This is a genomic window from Trinickia diaoshuihuensis, assembly GCF_003390925.1.
Lineage (GTDB): Bacteria > Pseudomonadota > Gammaproteobacteria > Burkholderiales > Burkholderiaceae > Trinickia > Trinickia diaoshuihuensis.
Genome location: NZ_QUBS01000063.1, coordinates 14,852 through 31,093, shown reverse-complemented (window position 1 = coordinate 31,093; position 16,242 = coordinate 14,852). Strand labels below are relative to the sequence as shown.

17 protein-coding genes are annotated in these 16,242 nt (G+C 64.6%); 13 read left to right on the top strand and 4 right to left on the bottom strand.

The annotated features are described in order from the left end of the window. The first annotated feature begins 266 nt into the window (after positions 1-266). The 8 genes from DXT59_RS12825 to rng all read left to right on the top strand — a co-directional run bounded on the left by DXT59_RS12825 (position 267) and on the right by rng (position 7,370). Positions 267-995 carry a YebC/PmpR family DNA-binding transcriptional regulator gene (locus DXT59_RS12825; RefSeq protein ID WP_116137275.1) on the top strand — a complete coding sequence of 243 codons (729 nt, stop codon included), beginning with the start codon at positions 267-269 and terminating at the stop codon, positions 993-995. 124 nt (positions 996-1,119) lie between these two features. After that, on the top strand, positions 1,120-2,394 hold the full coding sequence (purD, locus tag DXT59_RS12820; protein WP_116137274.1) for a phosphoribosylamine--glycine ligase: 1,275 nt from the start codon (positions 1,120-1,122) through the stop codon (positions 2,392-2,394). Positions 2,395-2,476: 82 nt separating this feature from the next. Then, positions 2,477-3,403, top strand: a complete 927-nt coding sequence (hemF, locus tag DXT59_RS31165) for an oxygen-dependent coproporphyrinogen oxidase (protein ID WP_162878066.1) — start codon at positions 2,477-2,479, stop codon at positions 3,401-3,403. 50 nt (positions 3,404-3,453) lie between these two features. Further along, complete coding sequence (locus DXT59_RS31160; RefSeq protein ID WP_162878065.1) at positions 3,454-4,197, top strand: nicotinate-nucleotide adenylyltransferase; 744 nt, start codon at positions 3,454-3,456, stop codon at positions 4,195-4,197. Positions 4,198-4,199: 2 nt separating this feature from the next. After that, positions 4,200-4,682, top strand: a complete 483-nt coding sequence (rsfS, locus tag DXT59_RS12810; RefSeq protein WP_116137268.1) for a ribosome silencing factor — start codon at positions 4,200-4,202, stop codon at positions 4,680-4,682. Positions 4,683-4,736: 54 nt separating this feature from the next. Beyond that, positions 4,737-5,207, top strand: a complete 471-nt coding sequence (rlmH, locus tag DXT59_RS12805) for a 23S rRNA (pseudouridine(1915)-N(3))-methyltransferase RlmH (protein ID WP_116137272.1) — start codon at positions 4,737-4,739, stop codon at positions 5,205-5,207. Between the two features lie 53 nt (positions 5,208-5,260). Beyond that, on the top strand, positions 5,261-5,896 hold the full coding sequence (locus tag DXT59_RS12800) for a Maf family protein (RefSeq protein WP_116137267.1): 636 nt from the start codon (positions 5,261-5,263) through the stop codon (positions 5,894-5,896). Positions 5,897-5,906: 10 nt separating this feature from the next. Continuing rightward, positions 5,907-7,370: a ribonuclease G gene (gene rng / locus DXT59_RS12795; protein WP_116137266.1), complete on the top strand. Its 1,464-nt coding sequence runs from the start codon at positions 5,907-5,909 to the stop codon at positions 7,368-7,370. Positions 7,371-7,395: 25 nt separating this feature from the next. Here rng and DXT59_RS12790 read toward each other — a convergent pair whose 3' ends face one another. Further along, positions 7,396-7,665 (bottom strand): hypothetical protein, encoded by a 270-nt coding sequence (locus DXT59_RS12790; protein WP_240324494.1) that lies wholly within the window; start codon positions 7,663-7,665, stop codon positions 7,396-7,398. Between the two features lie 236 nt (positions 7,666-7,901). Between DXT59_RS12790 and DXT59_RS30605 the strand changes: the two genes are divergently transcribed. Both DXT59_RS30605 and DXT59_RS12785 read left to right on the top strand, forming a co-directional pair. After that, entirely contained in the window at positions 7,902-8,060 is a 159-nt protein-coding gene (locus DXT59_RS30605; RefSeq protein ID WP_162878064.1) for a hypothetical protein, read from the top strand. A 45-nt stretch (positions 8,061-8,105) separates the two neighbouring features. After that, the gene (locus tag DXT59_RS12785) at positions 8,106-8,423 is read left to right on the top strand and encodes a hypothetical protein (RefSeq protein WP_116137264.1); all 318 of its coding nucleotides are present in this window, start codon (positions 8,106-8,108) and stop codon (positions 8,421-8,423) included. 28 nt (positions 8,424-8,451) lie between these two features. On the opposite strand, the gene DXT59_RS12780 is transcribed toward DXT59_RS12785, so the two are convergent. Both DXT59_RS12780 and msbA read right to left on the bottom strand, forming a co-directional pair. Further along, complete coding sequence (locus DXT59_RS12780) at positions 8,452-9,840, bottom strand: pyridoxal phosphate-dependent decarboxylase family protein (RefSeq protein ID WP_116137263.1); 1,389 nt, start codon at positions 9,838-9,840, stop codon at positions 8,452-8,454. Between the two features lie 52 nt (positions 9,841-9,892). Then, complete coding sequence (gene msbA, locus DXT59_RS12775) at positions 9,893-11,677, bottom strand: lipid A export permease/ATP-binding protein MsbA (RefSeq protein ID WP_116137262.1); 1,785 nt, start codon at positions 11,675-11,677, stop codon at positions 9,893-9,895. A 299-nt stretch (positions 11,678-11,976) separates the two neighbouring features. On the opposite strand from msbA, the gene DXT59_RS12770 reads away from it, so the two are divergent. The 3 genes from DXT59_RS12770 (at position 11,977) to DXT59_RS12760 (ending at position 15,006) form a co-directional block, all read left to right on the top strand. Further along, a complete protein-coding gene (locus DXT59_RS12770; protein ID WP_116137261.1) occupies positions 11,977-12,795 on the top strand; it encodes a glycosyltransferase family 2 protein in 819 nt (272 codons plus the stop codon). A gap of 4 nt (positions 12,796-12,799) precedes the next feature. Further along, complete coding sequence (locus DXT59_RS12765) at positions 12,800-13,630, top strand: glycosyltransferase family 2 protein (RefSeq protein ID WP_116137260.1); 831 nt, start codon at positions 12,800-12,802, stop codon at positions 13,628-13,630. Between the two features lie 89 nt (positions 13,631-13,719). Continuing rightward, on the top strand, positions 13,720-15,006 hold the full coding sequence (locus DXT59_RS12760) for an O-antigen ligase family protein (protein WP_116137259.1): 1,287 nt from the start codon (positions 13,720-13,722) through the stop codon (positions 15,004-15,006). A 48-nt stretch (positions 15,007-15,054) separates the two neighbouring features. Here the strand turns inward: DXT59_RS12760 and DXT59_RS12755 are convergent, their stop codons facing one another. Beyond that, complete coding sequence (locus DXT59_RS12755) at positions 15,055-16,236, bottom strand: glycosyltransferase family 9 protein (RefSeq protein WP_116137258.1); 1,182 nt, start codon at positions 16,234-16,236, stop codon at positions 15,055-15,057. Between the last annotated feature and the right edge of the window lie 6 nt (positions 16,237-16,242).

The window sequence follows — 16,242 nt, the reverse complement described above, 5'->3', positions numbered from 1 at the left end:
GGCGGCAGGCCGGCCGGCGCCTGAGCGCGCGCCGGCGCGCGTCCCGCGCCGCCACGGCGCTTGGGGGCCCGGGGCATGTTAAAATCACGGTCTGTTCTTTGGGGCGGCCTGCACTGCCCGCATCGCGGCCGTATGCGCTAGAAACGCGCCGGCACGCCGCCCAGCCCCCGAACCGAACCACGGCAGGATTCGCACGGTTCGAACGATTCGCAATCGACAAAACGCATCATGCGTGCGCTCAGCGGGCGCGCGCCACGGAGAAAGGTATGGCTGGTCACTCGAAATGGGCCAACATCAAACATAAGAAGGCCGCGGCCGACGCCAAGCGCGGCAAGGTCTGGACGCGTCTGATCAAGGAAATCCAAGTCGCGGCCCGCATGGGCGGGGGCGAGATCGATTCGAATCCGCGTCTGCGCCTGGCCGTCGAAAAAGCCTACGACGCCAACATGCCCAAGGACAACATCAACCGCGCAATTCAGCGCGGCGTGGGCGGCGTGGACGGGGCCAACTACGAGGAAATCCGCTACGAAGGCTACGGTATCGGCGGCGCGGCCGTCATCGTCGATACGATGACCGACAATCGCACGCGTACCGTCGCCGAAGTGCGTCACGCGTTTTCGAAGTTCGGCGGCAACATGGGCACGGACGGCTCGGTGTCGTTCCTGTTCGATCACGTCGGTCAATTCCTGTTCGCCCCGGGCACGCCCGAGGATACGCTGATGGAAGCCGCGCTCGAAGCCGGCGCGAACGACGTCGTCACGAACGAGGACGGCAGCATCGAGGTGCTGTGCGGCCCGAACGACTTCTCCAAGGTCAAGCAAGCACTGGAAGCAGCCGGCTTCAAGGCCGAACTCGCCGAAGTGACGATGAAGCCGCAGACGGAAGTGGAATTTGCCGGCGAAGATGCCGTGAAGATGCAAAAGCTCCTCGACGCGCTCGAAAATCTCGACGACGTGCAAGAGGTCTACACGAACGCGTCGATCGCGGACGAGTAAGGGATGTATCGCGCGCCGCGTCCGCCGTGAGTGAACCGGGGGCGCCGGGCGCGCCGAGCAACGACATCGCGGCCGGGCTCCATGCGCCGGCCGCCCCTCTTTTATGTCTTCGGGGAACCATCATATGAAACTACTCGTCGTCGGAGCCGGCGGTCGCGAACACGCGCTCGCCTGGAAGCTCGCGCAGTCGCCGCGCGTGCAGATCGTCTACGTCGCGCCCGGCAACGGCGGGACGGCGAGCGACGAGCGCTTGCGCAACGTCGATATCACCGATCTCAACGAGCTGGCCGATTTCGCCGAAAAGGAGCAAATCGCACTGACCGTGGTCGGCCCCGAAGCGCCGCTCGCCGCCGGCATCGTCAACGTGTTCCGCCAGCGCGGCCTGAAGGTGTTCGGGCCCACGAAGGAAGCGGCTCAGCTCGAAAGCTCGAAGGATTTCGCCAAGGCGTTCATGAAACGCCACGGGATTCCGACGGCCGAATACGAGACGTTCTCGGACGCCGCGCTGGCTCATGCCTACGTCGACCGTAAAGGGGCGCCGATCGTGATCAAGGCCGACGGCCTGGCCGCGGGTAAGGGCGTGGTCGTCGCGCAAACGCTCGATGAAGCGCATGCCGCGATCGACATGATGCTGGCCGACAACAAGCTCGGCGACGCCGGGGCGCGCGTGGTCGTCGAGGAGTTCCTCGCGGGCGAGGAAGCGAGCTTTATCGTCATGGTCGACGGCAAGCACGTGCTGCCGCTTGCGTCGAGCCAAGACCACAAGCGTCTGCTCGACGAAGATCAGGGCCCGAATACGGGTGGCATGGGCGCCTACTCGCCGGCTCCCATCGTCACGCCGCAGTTGCACGCCCGCGTGATGCGCGAAATTATTTTGCCCACCGTGCGCGGCATGGAAAAGGAAGGCATCCGCTATACGGGCTTCCTCTACGCGGGCCTCATGATCGACGGCGAAGGCAATCCGAAGACGCTCGAATTCAACTGCCGCATGGGCGATCCCGAGACGCAGCCCATCATGGCCCGGTTGAAGGGCGACTTCTCGAAGGTGCTCGAGGCGGCGATCGCCGGCACGCTCGATACGGTCGAACTGACGTGGGATCGGCGCACCGCGCTCGGCGTCGTGCTGGCCGCGCACAATTACCCCGATACGCCGCGCAAGGGCGATCGCATCAACGGCATCCCGGCCGAAACCGAGAACGCGGTGACGTTCCATGCCGGCACCTCGCTCGTCGACGGCAAGCTTCTCACCTCGGGCGGGCGCGTGCTGTGCGTGGTCGGGTTGTCCGACTCGGTGCGCGGCGCGCAATCGGCCGCCTATGAGACGATCAATCAAATCTCGTTCGACGGCATGCAATACCGCCGCGACATCGGCTATCGCGCGCTGAACCGCAAGCACTGACCGCACCCTAGACGGTGCGCCGCGTATCTTTCCCCGGGCCAGGTTCTGGCCCGGTTTTCGTTACTTTCGCCTGCGTCCAACCATGTCCGACACGACCTACGACGTCTCTCAAGTGCGAAGCTACCTGCAAGGGCTGCAAACGCGCATCGCCGATGCGCTCGGCGCGCTCGACGGCACGCCGTTCGGCGTGGACGCATGGCAACGCCCTGCCGGGGAGCGCTTGCGGGGTGGCGGCGTTACGCGCATTCTCGAAAACGGCGCGCTGATCGAACGCGGCGGCGTGGGGTTCTCCGATGTCGCCGGCGACCAACTCCCGCCGTCGGCGACGGCTTTGCGCCCGCATTTGGCGGGGCGCGGCTTCGAGGCGATGGGCGTTTCGCTCGTCATGCACCCACGCAACCCGTACTGCCCCACAGCCCATATGAACGTGCGGATGCTGGCGGCCACCAAGGATGGCGAGGCCCCGGTATTTTGGTTCGGCGGCGGGATGGATCTGACGCCTTATTACGGCTTCGAGGAAGACGCCGCGCATTTTCATCGGGTCTGCCGCGACGCGTTGACGCCGTTCGGCGCCGAGCTCTACCCGCGCTTCAAGCGCTGGTGCGACGACTACTTCTTTTTGAAGCATCGCAACGAAACACGCGGCGTCGGCGGCATTTTCTTCGACGATTTCGACGAACTCGGTTTCGAGCGCTCGTTCGCGATGCTGCGCAGCGTGGGCGACGCGTTCGTCACGGCCTACCTGCCGCTGCTGGAAAAACGGCGCGCGACACCGTACGGCGAGCGCGAACGCGACTTCCAAGGTTATCGGCGGGGCCGCTACGTCGAATTCAACCTCGTGTACGACCGTGGCACACTGTTTGGGCTGCAAAGCGGCGGGCGCACCGAATCGATTTTGATGTCGATGCCCCCGATCGCAAACTGGCGCTACGATTGGCAGCCGGAACCGGGTTCGCCCGAAGCGAGTCTTTACAGCGATTTCCTGAAGCCCCGCGACTGGCTGGCTTAAATTCGCGACCGATCAACGAGGACCGACATCTGATCTCGACCGCCCCCGCCATGTCTCGCCGCGCCCGCGACGTGCGGCCGATGCTGCCGCGCCGCGTCGGCCTGCTCGGCGGCACGTTCGATCCGATCCATAACGGACATTTGGCGCTCGCGCGGCGCTTCGCCGATCTGCTGCAGCTCACGGAACTCGTCCTGCTGCCGGCCGGGCAGCCGTATCAGAAATCGGGCGTCTCCGCGGCGCACCACCGCTTGGCGATGACGCGGGCGGCGGCCGCCTCGCTCGTGTTGCCCGGCGTGGCCGTGACCGTCGCAACCGACGAAATCGAGCATGCGGGCCCGACTTACACGGTCGATACCGTGGCGCGCTGGCGCGCGCGCGAGGGAGGGGACGCCTCGCTCTCGCTGTTGATCGGCGCCGATCAGCTATTGCGGCTCGATACCTGGCGCGAGTGGCGGCGCCTGTTCGAGTTCGCGCACGTGTGCGCGGCGACCCGGCCCGGGTTCGATTTGTCGAGCCTGTCGCCGGCGCTGGCCGACGAACTCGGTCCACGCCGCGCCGATGCGGCGACACTACGCGGCACGAGCGCGGGGCACTTGCTCGTCGACGACGCACTCGCGCTGGATGTCTCGGCCACCGACATCCGCGCTCACGTGAAAGCACGACTCGCGCATGAAATGCCGGCGCCTTCCGGCACCGCAGGCACATTAAGCACGGCGGACACCCCGCCGAGCACCGAGCCGATCCCCGAGGCCGTCTGGGACTATATTCTTCAACATCATCTGTATCACCCGTAATCATGGACATTCGCAAACTGCAGCGCGCGATCGTAGACGGTCTCGAAGACGTCAAGGCGCAAGACATCCGAGTCTTCAACACGAGCCATCTGACGGAACTGTTCGACCGCGTCGTCGTGGCGAGCGGCAATTCGAACCGGCAGACGAAGGCGCTGGCCTCCAGCGTTCGAGAAAAAGTGAAGGAAGCCGGCGGCGAAATCGTTAGTACGGAAGGCGAGGACATCGGCGAATGGGTGCTCGTCGATTGCGGCGACGCAATCGTCCACATCCTCCAGCCGGCGCTGCGCCAGTACTACAACCTCGAGGAAATCTGGGGCGAAAAACCCGTGCGCGTGAAGCTCGCGAATACGAGCCCGTTCTCCGGGGCTCGTGCGAGCGAGCCGGAAGACGAGGATGAAGACGACGACAGCGCCGCGCCCGCCGCGAAGCCGGCGCGCAAGAGCCCGGCTCGCAAAAGCCCCGCGCGCAAGACCAGCGCCAAATAACGACGACGCGATGCGCCCGCGCTCGAGTCCGTGCGCATCCCCTCGCCCGACGCGATGAAACTCCACATTTTGGCCGTCGGCCATAAGATGCCCGATTGGATCTCGGCCGGCTTCGACGAGTACGCGAAGCGGATGCCGCCCGAGTTGCGAATCGAGCTGCGCGAGATCAAGCCGGACGCCCGCACCGGCGGCCGGTCCGCGCAAAGCGTGATGGCGGCGGAAGGCCAGCGCATCGAAGCCGCGCTGCCCAAGGGCGCGCTCGTGGTCGCGCTCGACGAACGCGGCCGCGATTGGACGACGATGCAACTGGCCGCAGCCCTCCCCGCTTGGCAACGCGAAGGCCGCGACGTCGCCTTCGTCATCGGCGGCGCGGACGGGCTCGATCCCCAGATCAAGGCGCGCGCCGAGTTGCTGCTACGCGTCTCGAGCCTCACGCTGCCGCACGGCATGGTTCGCGTGTTGCTCGCGGAACAGCTTTACCGCGCGTGGAGCATCACGCAGAATCACCCCTATCACCGCGTCTGATGCGGCGTCCGTTCTCGTGAAGACCGGGCGCCTACGCCCAACGAGAACGACACATGCCGCAGCCGAACACCCGCCCGTCTTCATACCCTTTCGTTTATTTGGCGTCACAGAGTCCGCGCCGTCAGGAACTTCTGGCACAGCTCGGCGTTCGCTTCGAGTTACTGCTGCCACGTCCCGACGAGGACGCCGAGGCCCTGGAAGCGGAACGCGCGGGCGAGCATGCCGCCGACTACGTCGTCCGCGTGTGTGTCGCCAAAGCCGAAGCGGCTCGCGCGCGGCTCGAAGCGAGCGGTCATGGCCGCGCGCCGATTCTGGTCGCCGATACGACCGTGACGATCGATGGGGCGATCCTCGGCAAACCGAACGACGTAGAACATGCCGTGCAGATGCTTGCCCGACTAGCGGGGCGGGAACACGAGGTCCTCACGGCGCTGACGGTCGTCGATGCCGACGGGACCGTGCTGCCCGCCGCGCTCTCGCGCTCGACGGTGTCGTTCGCCAACGCGCCGCTGCCGCGGCTCACGCGCTACGCCAAGACCGGCGAGCCGCTCGGCAAAGCGGGGGCATACGGGATCCAGGGCCGTGCCGCCGAGTTTATCGAGCGAATCGAGGGATCCTATTCGGGTATCATGGGTCTGCCCCTATTTGAGACGGCTGCGCTGCTGCGTCAGGCGCGCGTCGACTTTTAAAGCCGCCGACATGAACGAAGAAATCCTAATCAATGTCACGCCGCAGGAAACGCGAGTCGCACTGATCCAGCAAGGCGCCGTCCAGGAGTTGCACGTCGAACGCACGCTTTCGCGCGGTCGCGTGGGCAACGTTTATCTCGGCAAGGTCGTGCGCGTGCTGCCCGGCATGCAATCGGCGTTCATCGACATCGGGCTCGAGCGGGCCGCTTTCCTGCACGTGGCCGATATCTGGCACCCGCGGTTGGCGGGCGAACATGCGAGCCCGCAACAGCCGATCGAGAAGATCGTCTTCGAAGGCCAGACGCTGACGGTCCAGGTCATCAAAGATCCGATCGGCACCAAGGGCGCGCGACTATCCACGCAGATCAGCATCGCGGGCCGCATGCTCGTTTATTTGCCGCAGGAGCCGCATATCGGCATTTCGCAGAAGATCGAAAGCGAAGCCGAACGCGAAGCCATTCGCGCGCGTTTGACCGCGGTGCTGCCGGCCGAGGAGAAAGGCGGCTACATCGTGCGCACGATGGCTGAAGATGCGACGAGCGAGGAGTTGGCCAGCGACGTCGCCTATCTGCGCAAAACCTGGGCGACGGTGGTCGCGCAAGCGCAGCGCCTGCCGCCTACGAGCCTGCTTTATCAGGATCTGAATTTAGCGCAGCGGGTATTGCGCGATTTCGTCACGGACGAGACGACACGCATCCAGGTCGATTCGCGGGAAACGTATCAAATGCTGGCCGAATTCGCCGCCGAGTTCACGCCGGCCGTCAGCGCGAAGCTGCATCACTACACCGGCGAGCGGCCGCTATTCGATCTGTACAACATCGAGGCCGAGATTCAACGCGCGCTCTCGCGGCGCGTCGATCTGAAATCGGGCGGCTACTTGATGATCGATCAAACCGAAGCGATGACGACGATCGACGTCAACACGGGCGGTTATGTCGGCGCGCGCAACTTCGACGATACGATCTTCAAAACGAATCTCGAAGCCGCGCATACCATTGCCCGGCAACTGCGGCTGCGCAACTTGGGCGGCATCATCATCATCGACTTCATCGACATGGAGAACGCGGAGCACCGCGACGCCGTGCTCGGTGAATTGAAGAAGGCGCTCGCGCGCGATCGCACGCGCTCGACGGTCAACGGGTTTTCGCAGTTGGGGCTCGTCGAGATGACGCGCAAACGCACGCGCGAATCGCTGGCTCACGTGCTGTGCGAACCCTGCCCCGTATGCCAGGGCAAAGGTCAGGTGAAGACCCCGCGCACGGTCTGCTACGACGTGCTGCGAGAGATCCTGCGCGAATCGCGTCAGTTCAATCCGCGCGAATTCCGCGTCGTGGCGTCGCAGCAAGTCATCGACCTGTTTCTCGACGAGGAATCGCAACATCTGGCCATGCTCATCGATTTCATCGGCAAACCGGTCTCGCTGCAGGTGGAGTCCAACCTGAGCCAAGAGCAGTACGACATCGTATTGATGTGAAAAAGGGCGGCTCGCCGCCCTTCGCTTACCGGTGGCCATGCCACCCGCCGTGCCCGTGTCCATGCCAATCATGATCATGGTCGCCCCATCCACCCCATCCGCCCCCAAAGCCGATGCCGATGCCGACTGAAGGTTCGGCGTAGGCCGGATACGGATAGTAGGCGTAGCCGGGCTGGTAGTAATCGTAACCATACCCATACGCCGGCGCGGCCGGAGCGACGACGCAGCCCGTCAACGAGCCGGTTGCCGCCACGGCTGCAAGGGAAACCATTAGGACAACGAACGGCCTTTTCATGATGCGCCTCCTGTTGTCCTATTAGACGCCCGCGATCATCGCTGCGTTCGCCGATGACTTGTGTCACCGAGTAAAAGGTGTAATGCGCGCTGTAATACGCGAACAACGCGCCCCGGCTCAAAATTCGGGCCACATCGCTAGGACGGCTTGCCGCTAAGCCTCGGATGCCGCAAACCGCGCGCCCGCCATGAAATCTCCTAGAATTTTCTTAGCGGCTGGCTTGCAAGGAGACCATCATGGCCGAATCGATCACGGACGTCGTCGTCGGCATCATTCTGCTGATTGCCGTCGTCGTCATCGTTGCGACGCACTATCACCGCGAGCACCAACGGGCCCGCTGGCTGCATCGCATGCACAACAACCGGCTGTGGGACAGGCTCAGACATCGGCACTGAGCCGAGCGGACGGCCGCTTGCATCCCGAACGCCAGGAGAGCACACATGTCGGAAGAAGAAGACGCGTTATGGCAAATGACCCAATACGAGGGCTTCGAAATCCACGTGGCTCCGCTCACGCGTGAACCCGAGGGCGGCGCGCCGCCACCGGCTGGCCAAGCGTATACGTATATCGGCTATGTCTGCCACCCGGGCGCCGATCCGAAGCTGCCCGGCCACGCCGTGCCGTTCCATGCCGACGGCGACGTCGGCTTTGCCCGCGCGGCCGACGCGCTCGACGAAGGCATGCACGTCGGCCGGACGATCGTCGACGGCACGCATCCCGATCTGACCGTCTTGCCGCTCGTCACGGGCGGCGTTTGAGCCGCCGGTGCGGCGGCTTTGGGGCACCTTACTGATCGAGGGCGGCGGCCAGCGACGCGTACACGCGTTCGACATCGCTTTCGTCCGTGCGCCAATTGGAGAACGCCGCGCGCAGCGCCCAGGTTCCACCATAGACCGTGGGTGTGATGAACGCGTCGCCGCGGTCGCGCACCGCGAGCACGTAGGCTTGCACGCGCGCCTCGGTCGGCGCGTCGGCCAGCGTGAAGCAGACGACATTCAGGCGCGTCGGCGCAAGCAGTTTGAAACGGGAATCGGCACCCAGGCGCTCGCCCAGCGACCGAGCAGTCCGAACATTGCGCTCGACGATCTCGGCATGCCCCGCCCGGCCATAGGCCGCCAACGAAAACCAAGCCGACATCGCGCGCAGCCGCCGCGAGTTTTCCGGCGTCAAATGGACGAAGTCGGGATTGTCGCCGGGCACACCCAGATAGGCGGCCGCGTTTTGGAACACGCGCACCTGCAAATCCCGCCGGCGCGAGAACTGGACCGCGGCGTCGTACGGGACGTTGAGCCACTTGTGCAGATCGACGCACACCGAATCGGCCGCATCCATCCCGGTCACCAGGTGAGCGTGCTCATCGACGAGCGCGGCAAAGGCGCCGAACGCGCCGTCCACATGGAGCCAAAACGAGTAGCGCGCCTTCAAAGCGGCGATCGCCGCTAGATCGTCGAAATCGACGGTATTGACCGTGCCCGCGTTGGCGACGACGATCACGTTGCTGCCCTGGAGCCGTTCGAGCGCGGCCTCCAGCGCGGCGAGATCGATCGCCTCGCGGCCTTCGAGCGTCGCGATTTTCTGTACGGACGCGCGCCCGATTCCCAGCATTGACAAGGCCTTGTAAATGCTCGAATGCGGGGTCGCCGATAGCACGTGGACCGGGCCGAGCGCCGCGACGCCCTCCTCGGCCACGCTCACGCCGCGCTGCTCGCCCAGCCACTCGCGGCCGATCGCGAGCCCGACGAAGTTCGACATCGTCGCGCCGCTAACGAACGTACCGCGATGCGCGGGCGACAAACCGAATAACTGCGCGAGCCGCTGCACCGTCTCGCGCTCTAGATCGGGTGCCGAGCTGTCGATGCCCGCCGTCGGATTCTGATCGTAGACGCTCGTCAGCCAATCGCCGCCGATCGAGGCCGGCGTCGCGCCGCCCGTGACGAAGCCCAGATAACGGGGCCCCGCGCTACCCGAAAAACCCGGCGCCCAGCGCGCGGTAAATTCGTCCAGCGCGCCCGCGAAACCAGCGCCGTGCTCGGGCAGCGGTTGCAACACCATCGCGCCGGGCGCCGAGGCGACCACGCGCCGCTCGATGCCGCCGAGCGCCTCGGTCGCATGGCGCAGCGCGCGCGTGAGCAACGCTTCGAGATCCTGCGAATCTTGCGACAGTTTTTCGTACATGAGATCCCCGTCGATGCTGGCGAGCAAGCCCCGCGCGGCTCGCCGTGTACGTTCAAGCAGCCTGCTGTTGGTATTGGATTCGATGCAGATGCGCGTAGAGGCCGCTCTGTTGCAGCAGCGCCTCGTGACTGCCTTGTTCGACGATACGTCCGCCTTCCATCACGAGGATGCGATCGGCTCGCTCGATCGTCGAGAGCCGGTGCGCGATCACGAGCGTCGTGCGGCCTTTCATCAACGTTTCGAGCGCCGCTTGGACGTGCCGTTCCGACTCGGAATCGAGCGCCGAGGTGGCTTCGTCGAGGATCAGGATCGGCGCGTCCTTGTAGAGCGCGCGCGCGATCGCCAAACGCTGGCGCTGACCGCCCGACAAACGCATGCCGTTGCCGCCGATATGCGTGTCCATCCCTTCGGGCATCGCCTGCACGGTATCCCACAGATTCGCCGCCGAGAGCGCCGCCTGCACGCGTGCGCGATCGGGCGTGCCGCCATAGGCGACATTGGCGGCCACCGTATCGTTGAACAGGACGACGTCTTGGCTCACCATCGCGATTTGACTGCGCAGCGCGTGGATGTCGTATTCGTCGATCGGCACGCCGTCGACGAGAATCCGCCCGCTCGCCGGCGCGAAAAAGCGCGGCAGCAAGTTGACGAGCGTCGTCTTGCCGCTGCCCGACGGTCCCGCCAACGCGATCATTTCGCCGGGCTTGGCCACGAACGAAACGCGATCGAGCGTCGGCCGACCGATTTCGCCATAAGCGAACGTGACGTTCTCGAACTCGATTTCGCCGCGTGCCGCCGCAAGCGGGCGCGTGCCGCCGGCTGGTTCCATCGGTTCGTCGATCAAGCCGAGAATGAATTCGGCGGCCGTCACGCCGCGTTGCAGCGGTTGATTGACGTCGATCAGGTGCTTGAGCGGCGAGATGACGAGCAGCATCGACGTGACGAACGCCACGAAGCCGCCGACCGTCGTCTGGTTGTGAGCCGACTGGACGACCGCGATCGTGATGACGATCGCGAGCGCAACGGAGGCAAGAATCTGCGTCAGCGGTTGGGCGAGCCCGCCTGCCACCGTCATGCGCATCGCGTACCCGCGCAAACGCTGACTCATCGCGGTGAAGCGGTTCATCTCGTACGCTTCGCCGTTGTGGATCTTCACGACTTTGTAGCCCGCCACCGTCTCCTCGACGATATACGACAGCTCGTTCGTGAGGGTTTGCTGCTCGCGGCCGAGACGGCGCAACCGCCGATTGATCTTGCTCACGAGCCAGCCGATGCCCGGCAGGATGAGGGCGACGATCAACGTCAGGCGCCAATTCAAAATAAACAGATAACCGAGCAGAAAAAACACCGACAGCGAATCGCGCACCAGCGTCACCATCACGCTCGTCAGAACGGCCAGGATTTGATTGACCTCGAATACGATCGCATTGATGACCGTGCTCGCCGTCTCGCGCTGAAAAAACGTCGCGCTCGTATGGATCATGCGATGGAACATATCGAGCCGCAGTTGCAGCAAGATCCGGTTCGACACGTATGAAAGCAGATATTGCGACGCGTATTGCGACACCCCGCGCACGATCGCGAGCCCGATGACCGCAACCGGGACGTACCACCTGGCGTGGTCGCTGGCGCCCTGGCCGAAGCCGTGGTCGAGCAACGGCTTGAGCAACGCTGGGATACCGGCGTCCGTGGCGGCGGAGAGGCCCATCGCCGCGACGGCGAGCACCAGGACCCAGACGACCGGTTTCAAATAGGGCCACAAACGCCGCATGACGGCCGGCGTCGACGACTTCTGCTCGCCGCCGATCGGTTTTCTCAATGTTGCCTGGTGTTCCAAGACGTTCCTTATCTAGCAGCCATGACTGCGATACGTGCGATACGTTTGATACGTACGCGGGAGATGCGCGCTGAGTCGCTCGTTCGCCCAACGGGCCAAACCGACGCATTATAAGCCGGCAGCCGCGCCCGACGCCCGCGCCGAAATCGGGCCCGACATGACATTCGACTACAATAGCGGGTTGCGTTGGCCTGGCTCAGTCCCCGCACATGCCGATTCGCGCGGATTCATATCGATTCGCGCGAACGTCCGGCAGGAGGGGCAATCCGGCCACACCCGTTACAAAGGTTTAAGTCCTCATGTCCAACCCACATCCGGAATCGAGCGATAAAGGCGAGTCGCGCGCGGCGCGCGCCACCTTGTCGGTGATCGTCGTCGCCATGAACGAAGCGCACGACATCCGCGATTGCCTCGAATCCGTGCGCGGCCTTGCGATGGAAACGATCGTCTTCGATTCGGGCAGCACGGATGGCACGCCGGCGCTGTGCCGCGAACTCGGCGCGCGCGTATTCGAAACCGATTGGCCTGGCGACGGACCGCAGAAAAACCGTGCGTTGGCCGAAGCGACGGGCGACTGGGTGCTGTGCCTCGATGCCGACGAACGCGTCGGCGAGGCACTGCGGCGCGAAATCGAACGCCTGCTCGACGAGGGCAGCCCGCATGCGGCATTTTCCACGCCGCGCCGTTCGAGTTTCTGCGGTCAGTTCATGAACCACTCGGGATGGTGGCCCGACCGCATCGTTCGGCTATTTCGCCGCGGCAGCGCGCGCTTTACCGACGTGCGCACGCATACCCACCTCGTCATCGACGGCACGACGGGCACGTTCGACGGTCCGATCATCCATATCGCCATCGGCGACTTGCAGGAAGCGCTCGACAAGGCGAACTCGTACTCGACGTCCGGAGCGCTGACGATGGCCGAGAACGGCAAACGTTCGTCGCTCCGCAAGGCGATCGGCAAGGGGCTTTGGGCGTTTTTGCGCACGTATCTGCTGCGGCGCGGTTTTTTGGACGGCCGCAGGGGATTCATGCTCGCGGTCGCGAACGCCGAGGGGACGTATTACCGGTATGCAAAGCTCTCGCTGCTGAACGAGCGGCAAGGAAGCTCGGTGCGGTAGCGTGATGAAACCCGATACGCTCATCTCGGTCATCGTCTCGACCTACAATCGCCCCGACGCGCTCGAACTCGTTCTGGAGGGCTGTCTCGCGCAAAGCGATCGGCATTTCGAGATCGTGATCGCCGATGATGGGTCCGGTCCCGCCACGCGGGAGGTCGTCGAGCGTAGTTCGGGTCGTTCGCAGATCCCCGTCAAGCACGTCTGGCATCCCGACGATGGCTTCCGCCTAGCGGCCATTCGAAATAACGCGATCGCCCAATCCCGAGGCGAATATTTGATCTTTTTGGACGGAGACTGTGTTCCCCAACGAGATTTCGTGGCTCGCCATCGAGCGCTCGCCGCCGCCGGGACAGTTGTAACAGGCAGCCGCATTTTGCTTGGGCCTCGCCTAACCGCTCGTGCAGTCGCGGGCGAGGTAGCGCTCGACGGACAATCCTTCGGGTTCTGGCTGCTTCAGCGCGTCACCGGGCAGGTCAATAAATTCATTTCGCTGTACCTGCGGCTGCCGGACATAGCAAAGCGCCGTGTACGAGGGTTTGTATGGCGCGGCATCAAGGGCTGTAATCTGGCCGCATGGCGCTCCGACGTCTTCGCAGTGAACGGCTTCGACGGCAGCTTCGTCGGCTGGGGCCATGAAGACGCCGATTTCGTCGCGCGGCTGCATAACGCAGGCGTGAGCCGGAAAAACGGGTTCTTGGCAACGGAAGTACTACACCTCTGGCATGCGGAAGCCGCACGCGATCGCGAGGGGCAAAACTACAACCGGGTACTCGCCCGACTCGCCGACGGAACGACGCGGGCCGAGAAAGGGATAGTCGATGGAGCGGCCGTCTAGGCACATCGCCCACCCAATATCCTTGCTCGGTCGTCAATAGCGTCTATACGGCGCCCGATCGCGACGTTCATCATCATCGGAGTTCAGACTTGCAACACGTTTCTAGCGCAAACCCGCCCTCGTATCGTCTAACGGCCGCCCGCGCTTTCGCGGTTGCCGCGCTCTGTTGCGTGCCGATCTCGACGGCGCTCACGAACATCGCGTGCGGCTTGTTCGCAGTCGCGCTACTGAGCGCCCCCGAATTCTGGCGCAAATTGCCCGCGATGCTGCGTCATGGCGCCGTATGGTCCACGCTGCTCATACTGGCAGCGTTGGCCGCGAGCGCCAGTTACAGCAGCGCGGGGACACACGAAGCGTGGTCTTGGTTCGGCAAGTACTATAAGCTGCTTCTTTTACCGTTCGGAGTAATCGCTTTTGCCGATTCGCGAGCCGATTGGGATGTCCTCGCCCGATGGAGCCTATTCGTCACACTCTGCGTCGTGCTCGCGCTATCGACGACCAACTACCTCGGCCTCACCTCGCTCGGTCCCGCGCACGTGGCGTCCGATCCGAGCACCCGTGCATGGGTATTTAAGAATCGCATCGCAGCCGGATTGATCGGTGCCCTGCTGTTCTATCAAGCCGCCGATTTCGCGCTGGCCGCAGGCACATGGCGGTCGCGTATCATGTTTGCCACGATCGCGCTGCTTTCGCTGATTAACGTGCTCGTCATGCTCCAAGGACGCACCGGCCAGGCCATCGCCGTCTTATTCATGCTCGCCGTCGCCGCGCGCATCGTTTGGCAAATGCGCGGCGGCTCGCCGTGGCGTTTGATCCTATGCAGTTGCGCGTTGTTGGCCGCCGTCGCCGTCCTCGTCGCGGTTGCGGTCACTGCCCGCGGCAGCCGGATCGGAGAGGTCGCCGGCGAAGTCAAAGCCTATCGCGAGAGCGATGCAACGACATCAACGGGGCTGCGTCTCGAGTGGTATCGCAAAAGCGTGGACTTGATTCGCGCGCGGCCTTTGACGGGCTATGGCGTGGGCGGCCTCGGCGCGGAATTTGCCCAATTGACCAAAGGCGAGACGGGCGCCGAGGGCGCCATGACCTTGAACCCGCACAATGAATACTTGTTGATGGCCGTACAGTTGGGCCTGCCCGGCATCGTGCTGCTCGTCAATCTGATCGTGCAAGTGGCCCGCTACGGCGTTCGCCTCGAACCGCGCTCGCGCCACTTGCTCTTGGCCTGGCTGGCGACGTTCGCGATCGGGAGTCTTGCCAATTCGTTGCTGCTCGACTTCACCGAGGGACACCTATTCGCGCTGCTGAGCGGTATCTTGCTAGGCTGCGGCTATCGGAGCGCCGGCGCGGCGCGGCCGGGCGTGTCTTCGCCGGGGTAGCCAGATCGCGACGTTGTCACGGGCGGCCCGGGCCTACACTCGGCCGCCCTAGGCGCGGGCGCGGCGTCCGAGCGCGGAAGTATCGACGATTGCAACGTCAGGCCTCGGCGCCGCCAGCCCCAGCATCTGTGCCGCGGCAGCAATCACACGGCTCGCCGGCAGCGTCACGAGGCACTCGCTTCGGCTTTCCAGATGCCGCTCGCACCCTTCCTTATGACAGGGCACGCAAGGCGCTTCGCCTTGCACGAGATACACATTGCCACGACGCCCCGACCCCACCAGCGGCCAAAGCGCCGTCCCGGCCTTCCAGCCTTTCGGCCAGGGCGCCCAACGTGTCGTGTGCGTCGGGCCGAACAGCGCCACCGTCGGTGTGCCGGTGGCGGCGGCGATATGCGTAGCGCTCGTATCGGGCCCGATATAGATCTTCGCGCGCCGAAAGACTTCCGCGCTTTCGCCTAGCGTGAGTTCGCCGACCAGGTTGAGCACCGGTTCGCCGCTCGCGCTAACGATCTGCCGCGCGTACTCTCGCTCCGACGCCGCCGGTCCGCCGGTCAACGCGACGGCGAACCCCTGCGCGCGCAGCCAGCGAATGAGTTCGCTCCAGCCATCGATGCGCCAGCGCTTGTATTCGAACATCGGCGCGGGGTGAACCACCGCCAGCGGCTGCCCCGGCGACACAGCAGGCGACGCCTCGAAGCGCGCGTCGAGGGCGGCGCGACGCGCGGGGTCCTCGCCGATACCGGGCGCCACGACGTCGCCGATCGGCTCGATGCCGAGCACCCGCGCCACTTCGAGGCTGCTTTCGACCGTATGGACCGTCTCGTGATGGCTCAGCGCGATGCCGTTCAGAATGAAGCGGTTGAGCAGCGTGACCCGATCGGGATCGACAAGACCGACGCGCCGTTTTCCCGCGAACCAACTGTAGAAGCGAGGGCGGTCGCTGCTCGTCGCGGCGCAGGCCAGGTCGTACCGGCGCCAGATCCGTGCGGCATCGGCCAAGCGTTCGCGCAATCGCGCGCGCTGCGCGACGACGATGACGCGACGCACGTCGGGATTGTTTTCGAGCACGCCTTGCGTGCCGCGAAACACGAGCATGTCGACCGGCGTATCGGGCCACCGCGCTTTGAGCGAGCGAACGAGCGGCGTGGTCAGCAACACGTCGCCGATACGCCGCGTGCAAACGACGAGAATGCTACGCGGTGCGCGGGAGGAGAAAAAGCGGGCGGTCACGGGGCG